This window comes from Bifidobacterium jacchi (assembly GCF_009078285.1).
GTDB lineage: Bacteria > Actinomycetota > Actinomycetes > Actinomycetales > Bifidobacteriaceae > Bifidobacterium > Bifidobacterium jacchi.
Genome location: NZ_RQSP01000003.1, coordinates 70,288 through 91,689 on the forward strand (window position 1 = coordinate 70,288; position 21,402 = coordinate 91,689).

Below are 21,402 nucleotides of genomic sequence, written 5' to 3' on the forward strand. Positions count from 1 at the left end.
CCGCGACACGACGCGCCACATGCCACGCTGTTCGCCGCAAGAGCTTAGACTTATGACCATGGCTACTCACATGAACAACAGCAATGACGACACCGTTGCCGTCGCGGTGGACCAGTCCGATCTGGACGCCGTCAGCAACGCCACCTTCTACAATCCCCACGAGGTGCTCGGCGGGCATCTCGGTCAGGGTGAGCACGCCCACGAGGTGACGGTGCGCGTGCTGCGCCCGCTCGCCAAGGCCGTGACCGTCCTCACGCAGAACGGGGAGTACGAGGCGCTGCATGAGCACAACGGCGTGTTCGTGACCGTCATGCCCGCGGAGAAGACGGACGACGGCTACTCCGTGCCGGACTACCGCGTGCGCACCGTCTACGGATTGGGCAACAGCATCGTCGAGGATGACCCGTACCGCTATCTGCCCACCATCGGCGACATGGACATGTACCTGTTCGGCGAGGGACGCCACGAGCGCCTGTGGGAGGCTCTCGGCGCGCATGTGCGTCGATTCGACGATCCGATGGGCGCCGCGGACGGCACCAAGGGCAAGCAGCTGGTCGGCACCGCGTTCGCCGTCTGGGCGCCCAACGCCCACGCGGTCCGCGTGGTCGGCAACTTCAACGGCTGGAACGGACGCCGCCACGCGATGAGGGAGCTCGGCTCGTCGGGCATCTGGGAGCTGTTCATTCCCGGCGTCGAGGCCGGCGAGGTCTACAAGTACGAGATTCTCAACGCCAATCACGAATGGGTGCTGAAGGCCGATCCGCTGGAGCGCTCCCATGAGGTTCCCCCGGCGACCGGCTCCATCGTGGTCGATTCGCGCCACGAATGGAAGGATGCCGACTGGATGGCCCGCCGCGCCGCGACGAACCCGCACGACGGCCCGGTCAGCATCTACGAGGTGCACGCCAACAGCTGGCGCGTCGACGTGTCGAACTACCGCGAGCTCGCCGACAAGCTCGTCCCCTACCTGGTGCAGGAGGGATTCACCCACGTCGAGTTCATGCCGCTGACCCAGTACCCGTTCTCCGGCTCCTGGGGATACCAGGTCACCGGATACTACGCCGTCGACTCGCGCCTCGGCGGACCGGACGACTTCAAGTATCTGGTCGACAAGGTGCATCAGGCCGGCATCGGCGTCATCATGGACTGGGTCCCCGCCCACTTCCCCAAGGACGGGTTCGCGCTCGGCCGCTTCGATGGCACGCCGCTGTACGAGGACCCCGATCCGCTGCGCGGCGAGCACCCGGACTGGGGCACGTACGTGTTCAACTTCGGCCGCAACGAGGTGCGCAACTTCCTCGTCGCCGACGCATGCTTCTGGCTGTCCGAATACCACATCGACGCGCTGCGCGTGGATGCCGTCTCGTCGATGCTCTATCTCGACTACAGTCGCCAGCCCGGCCAGTGGCGTCCGAACATCTACGGCGGGCGCGAGAACCTCGAGGCGATCGCGTTCCTCAAGGAGGCGAACGCCACCGCCTACAAGAACAACCCCGGCATCATGATGATCGCCGAGGAATCCACCGCCTATCCGGGCATCACCGCGCCGACGAGCGAAGGCGGCCTCGGATTCGGCCTCAAATGGAACATGGGCTGGATGCACGACACGCTCGAATACCTGCACGAGACGCCCATCAATCGCAAATGGCACCACAACGAGATCACCTTCTCCATGGTGTACGCCTACTCCGAGCACTACGTGCTGCCCATCAGCCACGATGAGGTCGTCTACGGCAAGGGCTCGCTCTACGGCAAGATGCCGGGCGACGAATGGCAGAAGTACGCGGGCGTGCGCTCGCTGTTCGCCTATCAGTGGGTGCACCCGGGCAAGAACCTGACCTTCATGGGCAACGAGGTGGCCCAGTGGGGCGAATGGGACTACGACTCCTCGGTGGACTGGGCCTGCCTCGACTGGCCGGCGCACCGTGGCGTGCAGAAGCTCGTCGCCGATCTCAACGCCCTCTACAAGGCCTCCCCTGCGCTGTGGAGCCAGGATTTCACCCCTGACGGATTCCAGTGGCTCACCAGCGACGATGCCGACCACAACACGCTCAGCTTCATGCGTGTCGGCTCGAAGGGCGAGGAGCTTGTCGTCGTCGTCAACTTCTCGGGCGAGGCATGGCAGGACTATCAGGTGCCGCTGCCGAAGGGCGGCAAATGGCACGAGCTGCTGACCACCGACGACGAGAAGTACGGCGGCTCCGGCATCCACAACGGCACGTTCGAGGCGGAGCCGGGCGAGTATCATTCACGCGAATGGTCGGCGAAACTCACCATTCCGGCATTGGGCGCTGTATTCTTGGAGCCGGTACAGTGACGAAAGGCCCAATATGCTGAATTTCACGAATCGTTCCTCGACGCCGCGCACCGTGCTCGTCGTCGAGGACGAACCCACCCTCGCCACCGCCATCGCCCAGCGCATCACCGCCGAAGGGTGGACGGCGCGCGTCGCATCCGACGGAGCGAGCGCGGTTCAGGCCGCGAAGCAGCTCAAGCCGGACCTAGTCATCATGGACATCATGCTGCCGGTGATGGATGGTCTGGAGGCGACCAAGCGGATCGTCTCGGAGCGCCCCGTTCCCGTGCTGATCCTCACCGCCCGCGATGACGAGTCGGACAAGGTGATCGGACTGGGCGCCGGCGCCGACGACTATATGACCAAGCCGTTCTCCATGCGCGAGCTGATCGCGCGATGCAAGGCGCTGCTGCGTCGCGTGGAGCGCGCCAAGGTGATCGCCAAGAACTACGAGAACGAGAAGCTGCTCGATTTCGGTTCGCTGGTCATCGATCCGGCGCAGCGCGTGGTCACGCTCAACGGCGAACAGGTCCATCTGACCCCGACCGAGTTCGATCTGCTGGCGACCCTCGCCCGCCGTCCGCGTTCCGTGCTGACCCGCGAGAAGCTGCTCGAGGAGGTGTGGGACTGGGTGGACGCATCGGGCACCCGCACCGTCGACTCGCATGTCAAGGCGCTGCGGCACAAGCTCGGCTCCGAAACCATCCGCACCGTGCACGGCGTCGGCTATGCGTTCGAGCCGCCGGTCGCATGACTCGCGTGAAGAAGAGGCGGCCGTCGATGGGACGCATTCCCTCAGCCTCATCCGCGGCCGCATCCGCAGGTTCTGGTTCTGGTTCTGGTTCTGGTTTAGGTTTAGGCTCAGGCTCCAGTTCAGGGGCCGCCCCAGGCCGTCCGCATGACGGCGACCGACGCGGCGGTGGCCGATCCGCGATGCGTCCGATCGGCATGTTCTCATCGCTCAAGGTCGAATTGAGCGTATTGATCGCGATCTCCACCGCGATCGCGTTCATCATGGCGTGGATCCTGCTCAAGTTCGGCTGGAGCGGCTGGGTCGCGATGCCGCTGACGCTGGTCGTCGCTCTGGGAATCACCTATCTGTTCTCGCGTGGCCTGATCGCGCCGCTGCGGCAGATGCGCAAGGCCGCCGAGGCGATGGCCGAAGGCGACTACACGGTACGCGTGAACATGGCCACCGACAGCAATGATGAGATCGGCCAGCTCGCCCGCACCTTCAATGAGATGGCCGGCGAACTGGAGCATGCCAATCAGATGCGTCTCGACATGGTCGCCAACGTCAGCCACGAGCTGCGCACTCCGGTCTCAGCGCTGCAGGCGATGGTGGAGAACATGGCGGATGGAGTCGTCGAACCCACTCCGGCGAATCTGGAGAGCATTCTCAATCAGACGCACCGGCTGAGCGATCTCATCGCGTTCCTGCTTGATCTGTCGCGTATGGAGGCCGGTGCCGCGAGTCTGAACATCGAACGATTCAATGTGCATGATTTCCTCGACGAGACGATCGAGCCACTGGAGATCGCCGATGCCGGGCATGCGCATGACATCGAGCTTCACGTCGCCGACGACATCGAGATGGAGGGCGATCAGGACCGGCTCCGGCAGCTGTTCACGAACATCATCGCCAATGCGCTCAAGCATTCAGCGGATGGCACCCGCGTGCTCATCGAATGCCGCGAACAGGCCGATCGCGGTCTCATCGTCACCAACGTCGTGAATTTCGGCTCGCAGATCCCGCTGGCCGACCGGTCGAACATCTTCCGTCGGTTCGTCAAGGGCAAATCCGGTCCGGGCACGGAATCCGGCGGCACCGGACTCGGCCTATCCATCGCGAGGTGGGCCGCTCTGCTGCACGGCGGAACCGTCAAAGTGGTGGATGATGATCGCGGCGCCGATTTCGAGATCGCATTGCCGAAATACCATATCGCATCCGATATCAGCGACACGTCGCGCTCGCACGCGCATGTGCATGCGCAAGGCGACTGATCGGCCTACCTACGACGCGGCGACGCGACCGAAGCCAGACACAGCGCATCCGTCACAGCGATTCCCACGTCGGTCAACGCGGCGACGACGCGTCTCATCGTCGAACCGGTGGTCATGATGTCATCGATCACCACCACCATCGCGCCGGCATCAAGCAGTCGACGCGACACCGCATCAATATGCACGCGCAGACCGCCGCCGCCTGATCGATGTGCGTCGAGACGCCCCGCGCGCTCCCCCGCGCTGCGCGTCTCGACGGATTTGCCGCGCACACCGCTCATCGTGAGCAGGCAGCGTGTGTGAACGTCGTATCCGCGGAGGCATGACTCCCGAGCCATCCGCCTTGCGAGGTCACGCATATGCCAGCGTCCTCGCTTGCGGATCGACGAACGCGACGAGGGCACCGGAACCACGATAAGCGGACGGTCGGCGGGTGCCGCGCCATCAAGCAGTCCGCGTCGAGCCGCAAGATCCGTCAGCAGTTCGGCGAACGCCGCATCGCATTCGGCATCGCCGTGATCCTTCCAACTGAGTATCGCATGTCGCGCAGCGCCGCGATACGATGCGCAGGCCGCTACAGATCCCGACGCAATCGACGGCATGCGGCGCTCGATCATGCACCGCCGATCGCCGACCGCCCCGGCGGCGGATTCGTTGCCGATGAGGGACGCTGCCGTCTCCTCCCCGACGGCAAACAGCGACCGGCATCGGGGGCACAATACTTCGTCCGGCGTATCGCATCCGGCGCACCCGCGTGGCAGCAGCAGCGAGCCGATCACATCGATCGCACGCCTGAGCGCATCATGCCAGAAGCCGGTCCGGGTCGCCATGGTGCACCATCCGATCAGTGGGGCGTCGGGAGAGGTGTCTGATCGGTCCTGCCTCGAACCGGACGCAGCGCCTTCAGCAGCCTATCGCACCATTGGAGCGTATCGTGCGGACCGGCGACTCGAATAGCCATCGTACCGGCCTTGGCCGCCGGATAGTCGTTGCCGCCCTCGCTCATGCGATCGCCGACGAACACCATCTGCCCGACGTCGATGCCGAGTTCCTGCGACAGTCTGGTGACCGCGAATGCCTTGTCGATGCCCTTATCGGTCACATCAACGCTGGTGTGGCCGCCGGAGCGCACCAGCAGATCGGGAACGTCGGCGGCAACGGCCTGCGTGAGCCGCTGCCGTTTGGAACCGTCCGGGTCCCAGGTCAGCTTCGCCTCGAGAGGAGCCTGCTGCCCCAGCGCCGAAAACGTGATCTGGCTGCCGCGATCCTCGATGCGCTCCCCCCAGACATGCTCCTCCCACAGACCGAGCTCACGGGCGCGTCGCTCAAACGATGCGATGACGGCATGTCTGCGATGCTCATCAATGTCGATCGCATAGATCTGCCGCCACGAGCCGCTGCCGTCCCAGCGATAGTAGCTGGCACCGCTCGTGGGCATCAGATGAAGCGAGGAGAGATCGGCGGTGTCATCCAGCATGGACAGTACCTGACTGGTCACGAGCGCGAACCTGCCGCCGGTGATGACGCCGACCGGCAGCATACGGGTCAACGCGGCGATCGCACGACTCATGTCGCCGCTCATCGGCAGTCTGGATCGCGCCAGCGTATTGTCAAGATCGAACGCGACAAGACGAACGCGATCGGCGACGGATTCCACGTCGACATCGGACCAGAGCGGGACTTCGCATCCATGCCCGATCATCATGGTCACCACCTCCGTTCGTTCCCGTCGGCCGGCGGATCACAGCCAACCTGATTCACTCCTACGACTCGGTCCTAGGACTCGAATCTACGACTCGATGCGGCGCAAACCACCGGTGCGAACCGGTGCAAATCATCACCATAACCGTCCTACGGCCGACATCGATACCAGCAATCCTACCGTAGACGCCGCACTATTCGGCTTTGCCGATTGGGCACGCCGGTCCCTATCATAGCGAGCGGTGATGGAATCGCAAGATTCGGCTGAAGTCGAAGACCACCGAGCACTGGAGAATCATGATCGAACCGCCTTGGAACGAACCCGTGTACCGCAATCGTCACGGTCGTGGCATCCGTACGCCGATGTTCGGCACGCGGCTGCCCCGGTACCGCACGCGCAGCGGCATGTTCGACGACATGGTCGCCGCCCAGCTGCGCCGGCTCAACGGGGCTTGGCCCGAACTGATCCGGCCGGTGCAATTCGCCGTGGAGGATGTCCCTCCCTCCGATCCGGCACCGTGGGAGAGCCATCCCAATCCCAGTTCCCGATGCTTCCCGGCAAGCCACGGTGTTCCTGCGCGCATCGTGCTGTATCGTATGCCGATTCAGATGCTGTCGCAAAGCCGCACCGAGCTTCAACTGGTGATCAGGGACGAGATCGTGGGGCGGCTTGCGGAGCTTTATGGGCGGAATCCCGAGGACATCGACCCGGAGTGGGGGCTGTGATCGGCGGCTGCGATCGACCGGGCTGCAAAGAGCCGGCGGTTGCATAAAACGGGCGTCACCGGCAGTTGAACGACCATCGACAGCACCACCGCACTCTCACGCCACAGCACACACGCCGCTGTGTCACAGCAACGACACGGGCGGATCATCAACGCATGCGAGACTCACAGCAAGTGTATACACGCAATTCGGCCCAGCTGTCGAATCCGTGATGGATTCAACGGCTGGGCCGAATCTTGTCGCTGATAGCCGTCTCGACAATCTGCCGGCAATCAGTGATCAATCAGAAACGCAATCAGAAGCGCTTCTTGGCGGTCTTGACGAGCATGCCACCGGCGAGCAGCACGATCGCGACAAGAGCCATGCCGAGCACGACGGAGCCGGTGTTGCCGAGCGGCTTGTTGACACCGCCCTGCGCGATGGTCTCGTTACCCCTCTCATCGGTCTTGCCGGGCTTCTCAGAGGTGCCCGACTGGCGAATGAAGTCGTACTTCACGGTCTTGCCGGACTGACGGCCAGTGACCTCGATCGTGTAGTTCGCACCCTCGGCCGGAGTGAAGTCCGCCGGGAAGGCGATCGTGGTGGTGCCGGTGGTGGCGACGCGCACGCCGGAGACCGGGGTCTTGTCGACGGACTGGGCCACAACCTTCTTGGAGGCGGTATCGATCAGCTTGTAGGACAGGACCGCATCGCCGTTGAAGCCGGTGGCCTCGGCGAAGTACTTGCCATCCTTGCTCTTCTTGACGGCGACCTTCGCGTTCTCAGACAGCGTCTTCTGAGTGTCCGTGTCAGCCGCGAGGCCAAGCGCGTTGGCGATGGTGTAGAAGTTGTCGGTCTGATCGGTCAGGCCGTCCACGCGGGAGGCGCCGGGGCCGGAGGCGGCGATGCGCAGCTGGGTGCCGGTGTGGCTCATGTTGCCCATGGCCCCATCGAACTTCTCGGCGGTGTTGGCGTCGCCGTTCTCACCCTGCGTGTACTCGTCGTTGTCAATCGCGTCGCCGTTCTCGTCCTGATAGACCGGGGAGTCGGAGGTGCCGTAGGAGATGGTGGTCTTGGAGCCGTCGGCGTTGCGCAGCACGGTGCTCAGTGCGTAGTACGGCTGGGCTTCCACGATCTGGGAGGTGTGCGCGTGGTCGGCGGTCACGATGATCAGCGTGTTGTTCAGATCGACCTTGGCGAGGGCGGCGGAGATGGCGCGGTCGAGGTCATCGGTCTCGCCGATCTGGCCGCAGGCGTTGGCGTTGTGGTCCTGCTTGTCGATCGAGGCGCCCTCGACCTGCAGGAAGTAGCCCTTGTCCTTGCCCTTCTGCTCGTTCTCGAGCAGGGTGATCGCCTTGTCGGTGAAGTCGGCCAGCGAGGCGCCCTTGTTGCCGAGCCACTCCTTGTTCGGCGTGCACACGGTCGGGTTGGCGTCCTTGTCGGCACTGTACTTGGTGGCGACGGACGGGTTGAACTTGGTCGGCAGGTTGCCGTCGCCGAGCAGGGCGAGCACCGGCTTGTCCTGGTTGGCTTCCTTGAGGGCCTTGAAACCATCGACATCACCGGACTGGACGGTCTGGAAGCCGCGCTCCTTGGCCTGATCCCACAGGGTCTTGCCGTCGAGGCCGAACTGGTTGAAGTACTTGGAGCCGCCGCCGATGGTCACGTCGGCGCGGGTGTCGAGCAGCTGCTCGGAGATGGAACCGATGCCGCCGTTGACCTTGAGCTGGTCGGCGAGGCAGTTCTTGCCCTGGTTGCCATCGGTGGCCGGATCGATCTTGCCGTCGCCGTTGGTGTCGGTCTTGCCGTCCCACTTGCCCTGCGGGCCGTAGCAGGCGCGCTCGGTGGAGTGGGATTCGAGGACGGCCGGGGTGGCGTCCTGGATCTCGGAGGTGGTCACGTTGCCGGTGGCGTAGCCGGCGGCCTTCGCGAGCTCGATGAGGTTGAGCTGCGGGTTGCCCTTGACGTCCACGTCGACCGCATTGTTGTAGGTCTTGGTGCCGGTGGACCAGCCGGAGCCGGAGGCGGAGGAGTCGGTGACGGGGGTGATGACGCCTGCGGTCTTGCTGCCGGCCAGGTTGCCCTTCTTGTCCTTGGCCATCAGCGAGTCGTTGGAGTTGTTGCCCAGCGAGAAGGTGGTGTATTGGCCGGTGCCGGTCTCCTTGGCGGCACCCGGCTGGCCGATCTTGTCGAGGCCGTCGAAGTGGCCGTTCACGCCGTGCAGGTAGTTGCGGGCGACGGTGATCTCGGAATCACCCATGCCGTCGCCGATGAACAGAATGACGTTCCTGGCCTTGGCGTTGCCGTACACGCCGGCGATGCGCTGGGCGCCACCGTGCTGCGACAGCGCGTCAACGCCCTTGCCGTTGAGATCGTAGCCGTTGTTGTCGGCAGCGAGGGCCGGAGCGGCGAACGCGGTGAGCGCCGCAACGGAAGTCAGCGCTGCGATCGCGCACTTCGCGACTTTCTTCATTTCCATGAGCTTCTTCTTCCATTCATGACACACAGCGACCCCGATCACTTCCCAATGATCGAAGGACGTCCTGCATCGCTGAATATTCCAAGCGAAACCCGGCATTCCCATACGCCGAATCCCGTCAGAGAACCCCCATTTCGGATGTTCCTTGATCACGCTAGCGCCGTCAGACAACGCAATGGCGACTGCGAAACTAACCTCAGGTGAACTTGCGGCGTTCTTTTGGTATCCATGACCGGTATCCATGACAGCCGGCGAAATCATGGGCAACCGCCGGAATCACGCCAGAATCATGGCAAACGTCGTAATCGATACGACAATCGGCACATGATTGCAATACAAAAAGGCGTTGCCGAGAGAACCTCAGTCGTTCTCTCGGCAACGCCTACGAACCGCGAAAGAATCGAATCGCGGATGAATGCGAAATCTATCAGCCGATGTTGAACTTGGTCATCAGACCAAGCGCGATGATGATCGCGACCCAGATCAGGGCGATGATGACGGTCCAACGGTTCAGGTTCTTTTCGGCGACGCCGGAGGTGCCGGCGTTCTGCGTAAGGCCACCGCCGAACATGTCGGAAAGGCCGCCGCCCTTGCCCTTATGCATGAGAATAAGCAGCGTCAGCAGGATGCTGGCGATGACGACGATGACTTCAAGAACGATCTTGACAATGGTCACGGGTGAACCTCCAATATGCGTATACTGCCACAACAATAGCGCAGGGCATTGAAAAACAGGCGCATGCCGCGCCGCAACACGCCGCAGCATGTCAAAACATGCCCAAACATGCCTAAAGCACTCACCGGCCGCTCACGAAACTCGTTCAGCCGCGTCCCGATGTGGCCTTGAGCGTCAGGCGGGCGATGCGCGCAAGCTCGTCGGCGTCGAGAGCCGCGCCTCCGATCAGGAACCCGTCGACGTCCGTCTCGCCGATCAGCTCGACGGCGTTCTTCGACGACACGGAACCACCGTAGAGGATGCGCACCTCGTCGGCCACCTGACGGTCGAACGAGGACGCGAGATCATCGCGGATAGCCTTGGCGGCGTCCTGCGCGGAATCCGGCGTGGCGACCATGCCCGAGCCTATGGCCCACACCGGCTCATAGGCGATGACGAGTCGCGCAGCCTGTTCGCGGGACAGGTCGCGCGTGACGTCATGGACCTGGCCGACCGCGAAATCGAGCTCGATGCCCTGCCGGCGTTCCTCGAAGCTTTCGCCGACGCACAGAATGGGCTGCATGCCGGCGGAGAGCACCGCGCGAACCTGATCGACGATGTTCGCATCATCCTCGGGATGATAGCGCCGCCGTTCGGAATGCCCGACGATGACATAGGAGCAGCCGAGCGCCGCCAGCATATCGGCGGAGACATCGCCGGTGAAGGCGCCCTGCGTCGTGGTGGACACCGCCTGCGCGCCGTAGCGGATCTTCAGCCGGTCCGCCTCCACCAGCACCTGCACGCTGCGAATAGAGGTGAAGGACGGCAGCAGCGCGATCTCGCAGCGCCGATAGTCGAACCGTGCGTCACGAAGCAGCCACACCAGCTTCTGCACGAAGTACGTGGCCTCAAGATGGTCGAAGTTCATCTTCCAATTGCCCGCCACCAGCGGGATTCGTGTGGATGCCATGGAAACCTCCCCTCGTCCGCATGTATCAGCAACGTATAGTAGCAACGTATCAGACGCGCGTCACGGTCATGACACGTCTTCGCGCGGTCTCCGCTCGGCGAACCGCAGCGCGAATCTCACCGTTGTTCGCAAATGCTCGCACCGGCACCGTCGAGCCGGATGCAAACCCGCATAACCATTCGTGGCATGACGAAGGCCCCGCGAAAGGAGCCTTCGTCATGCCACGAATAACGGACGATCTCTAGGACTACTCGAGCACCTTCAGACCCGGAAGCTCCTTGCCCTCAAGGAACTCGAGGGAGGCGCCGCCACCGGTGGAGATGTGCGAGAAGCCGTCCTCGGGGAAGCCGAGGTTGCGCACCGCGGAGGCGGAGTCGCCACCGCCGACGATGGTGAACGCACCGGCCTTGGTCGCGTCGACCAGGCCCTGTGCGACGGCGCGCGTGCCGTCAGCGAACGCGGCGACCTCGAACACGCCCATCGGGCCGTTCCACACGACGGTCTTGGAGTCGACGATCTTGTCGTGGAACAGCTTCTGGGACTCCGGGCCGATGTCGAGGCCCATCTTGTCGGCCGGGATGGCGTCGGCCGCGACGACCTCCGGCGCGACCGGGGTGTCGCCCGCCGGGAATCCGGCGTTCACGACGATATCGGTCGGAAGCACCAGCTCGACGCCGTTCTTCTCGGCGGTTTCGATGTAGCCCTTGACCTTGTCGAGCTGATCCTCCTCGAGCAGGGAGGTGCCGACCTCGTAGCCCTTGGCCTTGAGGAAGGTGAACACCATGCCGCCGCCGATGACCAGACGGTTGGCCTTGTCGAGCAGATTCTCGATGACGCCGAGCTTGTCGGAGACCTTGGAGCCGCCGAGCACGACGGTGAACGGACGCTCCGGGTTCTCGGTGGCGCGCGACAGCGCCTTGACCTCCTTCTCGACGAGCAGGCCAGCGGCGGCCGGCAGATCGGCGGCCACGTCGTAGTCGGAGCCCTGGGCGCGGTGGACCACGCCGAAGCCGTCGGAGACGAACACCTCGCCGAGAGCGGCGAGCTTCTTGGCATACGGAGCACGCACGGCGGGATCCTTGCTGGTCTCCTCCGGGTTGAAGCGCACATTCTCGAGCAGGACGACATCGCCGTCGTTCATCGCGGCGACCTTGGCCTGCGCATCCTCGCCATAGGTGTCCTTGGCCAGCTTCACATCAGCGCCGAGCAGCTCGCCGAGACGCACTGCGACCGGAGCCAGCGACAGCTCAGGAACGACCTTGCCCTTCGGACGGCCGAGGTGGGCCATGAGAATGACCTTCGCGCCCTGTTCGCGCAGAGCATTGATGGTGGGCAGAGCGGCCTTGATACGGCCGTCATCGGTGATCGTGGTGCCGTCCAGCGGAACGTTGAAATCGGCGCGCATGAGTACGCGCTTGCCCTTGAGATCGCCGAGATCCTTGAGTGTCTTCATGAATATCCTTTCCTGAGCCCGACCGCAGACGGAAGGCCGGCAGCCGGGGAAAAGCGGTGACGATGATACGCCATTGGCAATGATACCGTTGCTGACGAACAAACCACGGTTCCACGATCACATTTCGCCGTTGCATGCATGCACTGCCGTCATGCAATAGCATCATGCACTGGCATCATGCGCCCTCGTGACCATTGCGGATAGCCTCTCATGCAAGGCGCCCTCCTTGCGGGAAGTCGTTGCCATCGTCTGCGTGCGGCCCGTTCACAAACGGAGCGCACGATCCAGCTGTCAGAGCGCGCGGCCCAGCTGTCGGAGCGCGCGTTCACGCCTGCTGGCCGCGCGCCTTGACCGTCTTGTCGGCCAGCTGCAGCAGCCGTCGGATGCGGCCTGCGATGGCATCCTTGGTGATCGGCGGATCAGCGAGACGGCCAAGCTCCTCGAGGCTGGCATCGGCGTGATCGAGTCGGAGCTGTCCGGCGGCGCGCAGATTCTCGGGAATGTCGTCGCCGAGGATCTCGAACGCCTTGCGCACCTTGTCCCCGGCCTCCGCAGCGGCCTTGGCGCTGCGGCGCATGTTCGCATCGTCGAAGTTCGCCAGTCGGTTCGCCTTGCCGCGCGCCTCGCCGTCGGAGCGCTTGCCCGTCCACTCGTGGGCGGTGCGCGTCGCGCCTATGATCAGCAGCATGCGTTCGATCGCATCGGGGTCCTTGAGGGTGATGCGCTCCGAGCTGCGCACCTGCCGATGCTTGGCCGTCACACCGAGACGCCTCGCCATGCACACCAGTGCAAGAGCCGCCTCGTTGCAGGGGCACACGATCTCCAGATAACTGGCCTTGCCGGGATCGGAAAGACTGCCGTGCGCCAGAAACGCGCCACGGCACGCGGCCTTGACCTGGGCGATGTTGCCGTTGATGATCTCGGAGGGAAGTCCCTTGACCAGCATCTTGCGTCGATCCAGCAGGCCTGTCTGCAGGGCGAGCGCGGCACCTCCGCGTTCGACGTGCACCAGATAGCGCTGCACCATGCCGGTGGGGGTCTGGCGAGCCACCTGCGTGAGAGTGGCATCATGCCCGTACAGCGTCTTGATGCTGGTCTGGAGCCATTTCGCGGCATCCAACGAATCGAACTGGGCCTGTACGATGATCTGACGCTGCACCAGACGAAGTCCTCCGCCGAAGCGGATCATCGCGGTGGCCTGAGCCTTCTGGGCGGCAGGCAGTTCGCTATCGATAGTGGCAAGTTCGCTTTTGACATCATCCAGAAGAGCCAAGAGCCAACCTCCTATGTCCCGTTCTTCTCAATGGCTTCACCAGTAGCCGCCGAGCTCACGCTCCGCGTGCATCGGCTTACTGTGTTACCGAACCACTTGGACAACTCAATCGCATCGAGTGGACGGAGCCCATGCCACATCTCGCCATGTGGTCACCATGGTGGGCAGGGGCGCATCGGGGCCTGCAACGGCACCGGCCGGCACCAGCCTCAGACTACTGCTGACGACGTCGATTGAGTTCCCGAGCGGATACGGTCACGTCCAATCCCCGCGCCCGCAGACGATCCGCCAGCGCATGGCTCATCGCCACCGATCGATGCTGCCCGCCGGTGCATCCGATGGCGATCGTCACGAAATGCTTGTCCTCCTTGGCATACCCGCGAATCGCAGTGACCACCGCCCGCGTATAGGAATCCAGGAACTCCGTCGCACCCTCGCTGGACAGCACGTAATCGGCGACCGGCTTGTCCTCGCCCGTCAGCTCACGAAGCTCGGGCACCCAGTACGGGTTGGGAAGGAACCTGACATCCGCCACGAAGTCGGCATCCAGCGGCATGCCGTATTTGAATCCGAAGCTGAAGATGTGCACGGAGACGGTCTTCGGGCCGGAGCCGAGCATCGCCTCGTAGAGCTTGGTCGACAGCTGATGGATGCTCAGCGACGAGGTGTCGATGACCACGTCCGCCCGCTCCTTGAGATTGGCCAGCAGCTCGCGCTCCTCGTGGATGCCGTCGATGAGGCGACCCCCGCGCTGGAGGGGATGCGGACGGCGCACGGACTCGTATCGTTTGACGAGCACGCCGTCTGACGCATCGAGGAAGAGGATCCGCGTGCGCACCCCAAGATCGTCGAGATGGCTGAGCACTGCCGACAGATCGTCGAAGTACTCGCGCGACCGCACGTCGATGACGGCGGCGAGCCGATGCACGCCCTTGCCGTCGCCTCCCGCGTTGGTCATCATGTCGACAAGCGGGATGAGCAGCTTGGGCGGCAGATTGTCGACGACATACCAGCCCATGTCCTCGACGCTGTCGGCGGCATGCGATCTGCCGGCACCGGACATGCCGGTGATCAGCAGCACCTCGAAGCCGTCGTCGGGATGCGGGCGGAGCACGTTTCTCACTGGCATGGGCATTACAGCGCCTCCTCGAGAGCGCGTCTCATCGCAATCTCCACATGATCGTCGTCCACGGTCGTGTTCTGAAGACGACTGTCGGCGTCGCTGGGCGGATCGCCGTCCCAGATGCCGGTCATGAGCAGCACCTGGATCAGCGCCTGATACAGCAGCATCTCCTCGCCGCCGATCGCGATGCCGCCCTTGGAGCGCCACGCCCGCATCAGCGCGCTTGGCCGCGGATCGTAGACCACGTCGAGAAGGGTGGACTGCCCGTCGGATGGACGCACGGAGCTTTCCTCCAGCAGTTGCGCCACCGGATCGGCCGCATGGCCGGGAATGGTGCTGATGACGGCACAGGCCTCGCCGAACGCGCGCAGCAGCGCATGAGAATCGTTGAGATCGATCACGTCAAGCGCATCGGGGCGTTTCAGGAATCGTTCGGCGAGCGGTTTGAGCTCAGGATTGCCCTGCGGATGGCGCGCCGCCACGATGATGTGGCCGACATGCGGCATCATCGTGCATGCCGCCACGGCCGATGCGGCGGTGTTGCCGTTGCCGATCACCAACGCGCATCCGCTGCGATCCCCTTCGACGTGCAGACCGTTGACGCGCTCGGCGTGGTCGAAGGCGAGCTGGATGCCGATGACGTCCGTATTGTAGAGACGTATCGTCGGCTTGACGTCCGGCATCGGTGAGGCATTCGCGAGAGTCGCCTGGGATTGCGGCCAGTCAAGCACCGCCGTGTTGGCGACCCTCAGCTCTCGGGCCCACAGGTTGGACGGCGTTCCATAGGGCTGGATGGTTCTTTTGAGCGGCATGGTCAGGCTCAGCCCACGCCACGTGGGGTCAAGGCCTGCGAGGAACCCGCCCAGATCGGCCTCGCCGACCTCATGGCGGTCGTAGTGCCAGTCGTCCAATCCAAGAGCGCGATATGCGGCCATGTGCAGCACCGGCGACAGCGAGTGCGCGATCGGCTTGCCGAGGACGGCGCAGCGATGAGCGATCCGACCCATGTCCCCTCCTTACGTTTGCTCTTCCATCCTAGCGTACGCCCACGCTGGGCCTCGCGTCGCCATTACCGGCATCATTCTTGGAGCCATTCCTGAAACCACTCGCGGCACCATTCCGGGCATCCGCATCGGTGTCGGACTGCGTCTGCGCCGGATGCAGCGCCGCGTAGACGGCTTCGGCCTTGGCGTGCCCGATGCCTTTGACCTGTTCGAGTTCCTCGACGCCGGCCTCGCGCATGGCGCGCACGGAGCCGAAATGCGCAAGCAGGCGTTTCTGATAGGTCTCGCCGATGCCCGGAATGGCGTCCAAAGCCGATCGCAGCGCGCCTTTGCGACGTGTCTGGCGATGGTAGGTGATCGCGAATCGGTGGGATTCGTCACGCACGCGCTGCAGCAGATACATGCCGGCGGATTGGCGCTTGAGGATGATCGGATAGTCGTCGTCCGGTATCCATACCTCTTCAAGCCGCTTGGCGAGACCGCACAGCGCCACATCGTCGACGCCGCAGTCGGCAAGCGCCCGTGCCGCGGCGAGCACCTGCGGGCGGCCGCCGTCCACGACGATGAGATTGGGCTTGTAGGCGAAGCGGTGCCGGTCGGTGTTCTGCTGGACCACGGCGTCGGTCGCGGCGGCGGGTTCCGTTTCGCCGCCGGAGCCTCCGGAGCTTCCGGTTCCGTCTTCCATGGCGCTGGATTCCATGGCGCTGGTGTTCATTGCGTTGGTGTTCATTGCGTTGGCGCGGCGTTCGTTGTCCATGCTGTCGCCGGTGTCGCCTGCGATGTTGCCGTGTCGGAATCGTCTCGTCAGGGTCTCGTACAGTGCGCCCAGATCGTCCAATGCGCCGTTGCCGTCCTTGCCGCGGATGGCGAAGCGGCGGTATTCGGATTTCTTGGCGATGGCGTCCTCGAACACGACCATGGATGCGACCTGGAATGCGCCTCCGATCGTGTTGGAGATGTCGTAGCATTCGATGCGCAGCGGCGCCTGTCGCAGGCCGAGCGCATGTGCGACGTCGTTCATGGCGTCGGAGCGGGCGCCCATGTCGCTGATTCTGCTCATCTTGCTGCGCTGCAGCGCCTGTCCGGCGTTCTGTTCGGCTCGGTCCATGAGGGCCTTCTTTTCGCCGCGGCTGGCTACGCGTATGGTGACCGCGGCACCGCGCAGTCCGGATAGCCAGGTCTCAAGCTCGTCGGTTCTCGCCGGGGCGACCGGAACGATGACCTCGCGCGGCACGGGCGCGACCGGGACGAGCAGGTCCACTCGTCCGGTCTGTTCCTGCCGTTCGTGTCGTTCTCTCGTGGCCTGGGCGCGTGAGGTGCTGTCCGTCGCGGTGAGCGACTGAGTGCTGCCGATCGCGTCGCGCTTCTCCTCCAGTCCGCTCAGCGCTTCGGGTCTGCCGGATGCCGGGGTCGTCGACCGCATGTCGTCGACCGCGTCCGCGTACACCTGCACGATGAGCTCGGCGATGAGCTCGGCATCGTCGATGTCGTCGACCCTGTCGACGCTCCAGTTGCGTTCTCCGCGAATGGAGCCGTCTCGTACGATGAACGCGTGGATGGAGGCCTCCAGCTCGTCGCTGGCCATGCCGAACACGTCGGCGTCGACGTCCTGGTCGAACACGACGGCGTTCTGCTCCATGACCGTGCCGAGCATCTGTATCTCGTCACGCAGACGGGCGGCCTTCTCGAATTCCAGTTCGGCGCTGGCCTGCTTCATCTCCCGGGTGAGCTGGGCGACGTAGGATCTGCCGAGCCGGCCGGTCATCACGCCGACGAGTCGTTCGCACATCCGGCGGTGCTCCTTGGGGTCGATGCGGCCGACGCATGGCGCCGAGCATTTTCCGATGGATGCGAGCAGACAGGGGCGCCCGGTGAGCTGAGCCTTGCGGAACGCCGAATCGGCGCAGCTGCGCACCGGGAAGGCGCGAAGCAGCCGGTCGAGCGATTTGCGCAGCTCCCATACCTTGGCGTAGGGGCCGAAGTATCGGGCGTCGCGGCGTTTGCGGCTTCTGGTCACCCAGACGCGCGGATAGGTCTCCCCCGCCGACACCGCAAGATACGGGTAGGTCTTGTCGTCGCGGAACTGCACGTTGAATCGCGGATCGAACTCCTTGATCCATGTGTATTCGAGCGTCAGGGCCTCAAGCTCGGTGCCCACCACCGTCCATTCGAGGCTCCGGGCGGTGAGCACCATCGTCTGGGTGCGCGGATGCAGCAGGTAGAGCGGCTGGAAGTAGTTGGACAGGCGGTTGCGCAGGTTCTTCGCCTTGCCGACATAGATCACGCGCCGCTCGCCGTCGCGCCACTTGTAGACGCCTGGCTGGGCTGGAATGTCGCCGCTTTTCGGCCGGAACAGGTCTCGCGTGTCCCCCAGGAGGGGAGCGCCGTTGCGGTTCACGCCCGCGGCGATGTCGATGCCGTGCGATGCGGGTTCGGCGAGGGCGTCCCGCTGCATAGCATTCGCCGTGGCTCGCCATACGTCCGGCGCGTGTCGTTCGATGTCGTTGGTCATGGCGGCTCACAGCATGGGCTTGAGGAAGCGTCCGGTCCAGGATTGCTGGCATCGCGCCACCTGTTCCGGTGTGCCTTCGGTGACGATCGTGCCGCCGCCGTCTCCGCCTTCGGGACCCAGATCGATGATCCAGTCCGCCGACTTGACCACATCGAGGTTGTGTTCGATGACGATGACGGTGTTGCCTTTGTCTACAAGTCCCTGCAGCACAAGCAGCAGCTTGCGCACGTCCTCGAAATGCAGTCCGGTCGTGGGCTCGTCGAGGATGTACACGGTTCTGCCGGTGGAGCGACGCTGCAGTTCGGTGGCGAGCTTGACGCGCTGCGATTCGCCGCCCGAGAGGGTCGGGGCCGGCTGTCCAAGGCGAATGTAGCCGAGTCCCACCTCGACGAGCGTGTCCAGATAGCGTGCGATCGAGGGATACGCCTTGAAGAACCGCGCCGCCTCCTCGATGGGCATGTCCAGCACGTCGGAGACCGACTTGCCGTTGTACTTGACCTCCAGTGTCTCCCGGTTGTAGCGACGCCCATGGCACTGCTCGCATTCGACGTACACGTCTGGAAGGAAGTTCATTTCGATCTTGAGCGTGCCGTCGCCGTGGCACGCCTCGCAACGGCCGCCCTTGACGTTGAACGAGAACCGCCCCGGACCATAGCCGCGCACCTGCGCCTCGGGGGTCTTGGCGAACAGTGTGCGGATCTTGTCCCATACGCCCGTGTAGGTGGCGGGGTTGGAGCGTGGCGTGCGTCCGATGGGATTCTGATCGACGTGGATGACCTTGTCGCACTGGTCGACGCCCTCGACCCTGGTATGCTTGCCGGGCACGATGCGCGCCCCGTTGAGTCTGTCGGCGAGGACCGGATAGAGGATCTGGTTGACGAGCGTGGATTTGCCCGACCCGGAGACGCCGGTGACGACGGTCATCACGCCGAGAGGGAAGTTCACCGTGAGATTCCTCAGGTTGTTCTCGCGCGCGCCGACCACCTTGAGCTGTCTGGTCCTGTCGGTCTTGCGGCGATGCTCCGGCACGGCGATCCGGCGACGGCCGGCGATGTAGTCGCCGGTGATCGAACGGGGTGCCTCGACCAGGTGCGACGCGGGGCCCGAGTACACGACCTCGCCGCCGTGTTCGCCGGCTCCCGGTCCGATGTCGACCAGCCAGTCGGCCTTCTCGATGGTCTCCTGATCGTGTTCGACCACGATCAGCGTGTTGCCGAGGTCGCGCAGATGATGCAGCGTTTCGATGAGCCGTTCGTTGTCGCGCTGGTGCAGTCCGATGGACGGCTCGTCGAGCACGTACATGACGCCGACGAGACCGGAGCCGATCTGCGTGGCGAGCCTGATGCGCTGGGCCTCGCCGCCGGAGAGCGTCTTCGCCGCCCGTGAGAGCGTCAGATAGTTGAGTCCGACGTCGTTGAGGAATCCGAGACGGGCGCGAATCTCCTTGAGCACCTCGCCGGCGATACGCGCGGCCGAACCGGTGAGCTCCAGAGCGTTCACCCATGCCAGGCTCTGCTCGGCCGGCATGTCGCACACGTCGGCGATCGACCGCCCGTCCACGGTGACCGCCAGCACCTCGGGGCGCAGGCGCCGCCCCTTGCACGTCTGGCAGGGCACCTCTCGCATGTAGGACTCGTAATACTGCTTCATCTGCTCGGAGTCGGTCTCGTCATGGCGGCGCATCAGCGTGCGCACCACGCCCTCGAAACCCGTGGAGTACTCCCTCATACGACCCCAGCGGTTGCGATAGGAGACCCTCACCTTGAAATCGCGTCCGTACATGATGGCATGGCGCACGTCCTCGGGCAGCTGCTCCCAAGGCGTGTCAAGATCGAAGCCCATCTCCTCGCCGAGGCCTTCGAGCACATGGCGATAGTACTCCCCCGTGCCCTTGGTCAGCCCCCACGGTTCGATGGCGCCCTCGTTGAGCGTCTTGGACGGATCTGGAATGACCAGCTCCGGATCGATCTCCAGCGAGTAGCCGATGCCCGTGCAGTCCGGGCACGCGCCGTACGGGGCGTTGAAGGAGAACGTGCGCGGCTCGATCTCGTCGAGTTCGAGCTGGTGGCCGTTCGGGCAGGCGCGCTTCTCGGAGAACGGCTGACGCCGATCCGGGTCCTTTTCGTCACGGTCCACGTAGTCGATGACGATGATGCCCTTGGCGAGCTTCAGCGCCGTCTCGATCGAGTCGGTGAGCCTCTGGCGAATGCCGTCCTTGACGACGAGACGGTCCACGACCACCTCGATCGTATGCTTCTTCTGCTTGGCCAGCTTGATGTCGTCGCTCAGCTGCACCATCTGGCCGTCGATGAGCGCGCGGGCGTAGCCGTCGCCGCGCAGCAGCTCGATCAGATCCTCGAATTCGCCCTTGCGCCCGCGCACCACCGGGGCGAGGATCTGGAACCGCGTCCGCTCGGGGTTGCGCAGCAGCGCGTCGACCATCTGCTGCGGGGTCTGCGCGCTGACGGGCGCCCCGCACACCGGACAGTGCGGCTCGCCGGTGCGGGCGAACAGCAGTCGCAGATAATCGTAGATCTCGGTGATCGTGCCGACCGTCGAGCGGGGGTTGCGGTTGGTGGTCTTCTGATCGATGGACACCGCCGGGCTGAGACCTTCGATGAAGTCCACATCGGGCTTGTCCATCTGCCCGAGGAACTGCCGCGCATACGCCGACAGCGACTCCACGTACCGCCGCTGCCCTTCGGCGAACAGGGTGTCGAACGCCAGAGACGACTTGCCGGAACCCGAAAGGCCCGTGAATACGACCATGCGGTTTCGCGGGATGGCGAGGTTCACGTTCTTCAGGTTGTGCTCCCTGGCTCCCTGAATGGTGATCTTGAGGTCGTTGGGAATGCGTGATATGTCGGCCACCAGCGAACCGTCGGTGCGCAGCATCGGCGCCTTGGCGATCTCGCGCGACAGGAACGCGTCGCTGGTCATCACGCGCTCCACCGTCACGTCGCCGCTTTTGCCGCCTTTACCGACCGTCGCCGAACGTCTCGTCGCCATAGTCAACCGCCTTCCACCGCTTGCTGCCGTATCTCCGCGCTTCCGCGCTTTCGCCGAATCCATGCCCTGGAAATCCGTGCCCTAGGATACCCGATCATACGACAGATTGCGAACAAGTGTTCGATCGGCGTGTTTCGTGCGTCCATGCACCCGCCAGTCGCGCGCACATCGGTTCAACTTCCGCCCGTATTCTCAGCCGTCAGCGGAATCGCATCGCG

General features: G+C 64.1%; 15 protein-coding genes. 4 read left to right on the forward strand and 11 right to left on the reverse strand.

The window, feature by feature from the left end; translation table 11 throughout:
* The first annotated feature begins 70 nt into the window (after positions 1-70).
* From glgB to EHS19_RS01545, 3 genes are all read left to right on the forward strand, one after another.
* A complete protein-coding gene (glgB, locus tag EHS19_RS01530) occupies positions 71-2,317 on the forward strand; it encodes a 1,4-alpha-glucan branching protein GlgB (protein ID WP_421745051.1) in 2,247 nt (748 codons plus the stop codon).
* A gap of 13 nt (positions 2,318-2,330) precedes the next feature.
* Positions 2,331-3,050, forward strand: a complete 720-nt coding sequence (locus EHS19_RS01535) for a response regulator transcription factor (protein WP_151916024.1) — start codon at positions 2,331-2,333, stop codon at positions 3,048-3,050.
* Between the two features lie 179 nt (positions 3,051-3,229).
* Entirely contained in the window at positions 3,230-4,300 is a 1,071-nt protein-coding gene (locus EHS19_RS01545; RefSeq protein ID WP_151916025.1) for a sensor histidine kinase, read from the forward strand.
* A gap of 5 nt (positions 4,301-4,305) precedes the next feature.
* Here the strand turns inward: EHS19_RS01545 and EHS19_RS01550 are convergent, their stop codons facing one another.
* Positions 4,306-5,130: a ComF family protein gene (locus tag EHS19_RS01550; protein ID WP_151916026.1), complete on the reverse strand. Its 825-nt coding sequence runs from the start codon at positions 5,128-5,130 to the stop codon at positions 4,306-4,308.
* A 14-nt stretch (positions 5,131-5,144) separates the two neighbouring features.
* Positions 5,145-6,002 carry an HAD-IIB family hydrolase gene (locus tag EHS19_RS01555; protein ID WP_151916138.1) on the reverse strand — a complete coding sequence of 286 codons (858 nt, stop codon included), beginning with the start codon at positions 6,000-6,002 and terminating at the stop codon, positions 5,145-5,147.
* Positions 6,003-6,298: 296 nt separating this feature from the next.
* Between EHS19_RS01555 and EHS19_RS01560 the strand changes: the two genes are divergently transcribed.
* A complete protein-coding gene (locus EHS19_RS01560) occupies positions 6,299-6,727 on the forward strand; it encodes a metallopeptidase family protein (protein WP_151916027.1) in 429 nt (142 codons plus the stop codon).
* Positions 6,728-7,022: 295 nt separating this feature from the next.
* On the opposite strand, the gene phoA is transcribed toward EHS19_RS01560, so the two are convergent.
* The 9 genes from phoA to uvrA all read right to left on the reverse strand — a co-directional run bounded on the left by phoA (position 7,023) and on the right by uvrA (position 21,184).
* A complete protein-coding gene (phoA, locus tag EHS19_RS01565) occupies positions 7,023-9,185 on the reverse strand; it encodes an alkaline phosphatase (RefSeq protein WP_151916028.1) in 2,163 nt (720 codons plus the stop codon).
* Between the two features lie 427 nt (positions 9,186-9,612).
* A complete protein-coding gene (secG, locus tag EHS19_RS01570) occupies positions 9,613-9,861 on the reverse strand; it encodes a preprotein translocase subunit SecG (RefSeq protein WP_151916029.1) in 249 nt (82 codons plus the stop codon).
* A gap of 145 nt (positions 9,862-10,006) precedes the next feature.
* Positions 10,007-10,810 carry a triose-phosphate isomerase gene (gene tpiA, locus EHS19_RS01575; protein WP_151916030.1) on the reverse strand — a complete coding sequence of 268 codons (804 nt, stop codon included), beginning with the start codon at positions 10,808-10,810 and terminating at the stop codon, positions 10,007-10,009.
* Between the two features lie 247 nt (positions 10,811-11,057).
* Positions 11,058-12,263: a phosphoglycerate kinase gene (locus EHS19_RS01580; RefSeq protein ID WP_151916031.1), complete on the reverse strand. Its 1,206-nt coding sequence runs from the start codon at positions 12,261-12,263 to the stop codon at positions 11,058-11,060.
* 325 nt (positions 12,264-12,588) lie between these two features.
* Entirely contained in the window at positions 12,589-13,536 is a 948-nt protein-coding gene (gene whiA, locus EHS19_RS01585) for a DNA-binding protein WhiA (protein ID WP_151916032.1), read from the reverse strand.
* Positions 13,537-13,750: 214 nt separating this feature from the next.
* Positions 13,751-14,671 carry an RNase adapter RapZ gene (gene rapZ / locus EHS19_RS01590; protein ID WP_151916033.1) on the reverse strand — a complete coding sequence of 307 codons (921 nt, stop codon included), beginning with the start codon at positions 14,669-14,671 and terminating at the stop codon, positions 13,751-13,753.
* Positions 14,671-15,666, reverse strand: a complete 996-nt coding sequence (locus tag EHS19_RS01595) for a shikimate dehydrogenase family protein (RefSeq protein WP_151916034.1) — start codon at positions 15,664-15,666, stop codon at positions 14,671-14,673. Before EHS19_RS01595 ends, rapZ begins: the two co-directional genes overlap by 1 nt.
* 28 nt (positions 15,667-15,694) lie before the next feature.
* Positions 15,695-18,118: an excinuclease ABC subunit UvrC gene (gene uvrC, locus EHS19_RS01600; protein WP_479680308.1), complete on the reverse strand. Its 2,424-nt coding sequence runs from the start codon at positions 18,116-18,118 to the stop codon at positions 15,695-15,697.
* A gap of 63 nt (positions 18,119-18,181) precedes the next feature.
* Positions 18,182-21,184 carry an excinuclease ABC subunit UvrA gene (gene uvrA, locus EHS19_RS01605; RefSeq protein ID WP_151916036.1) on the reverse strand — a complete coding sequence of 1,001 codons (3,003 nt, stop codon included), beginning with the start codon at positions 21,182-21,184 and terminating at the stop codon, positions 18,182-18,184.
* Between the last annotated feature and the right edge of the window lie 218 nt (positions 21,185-21,402).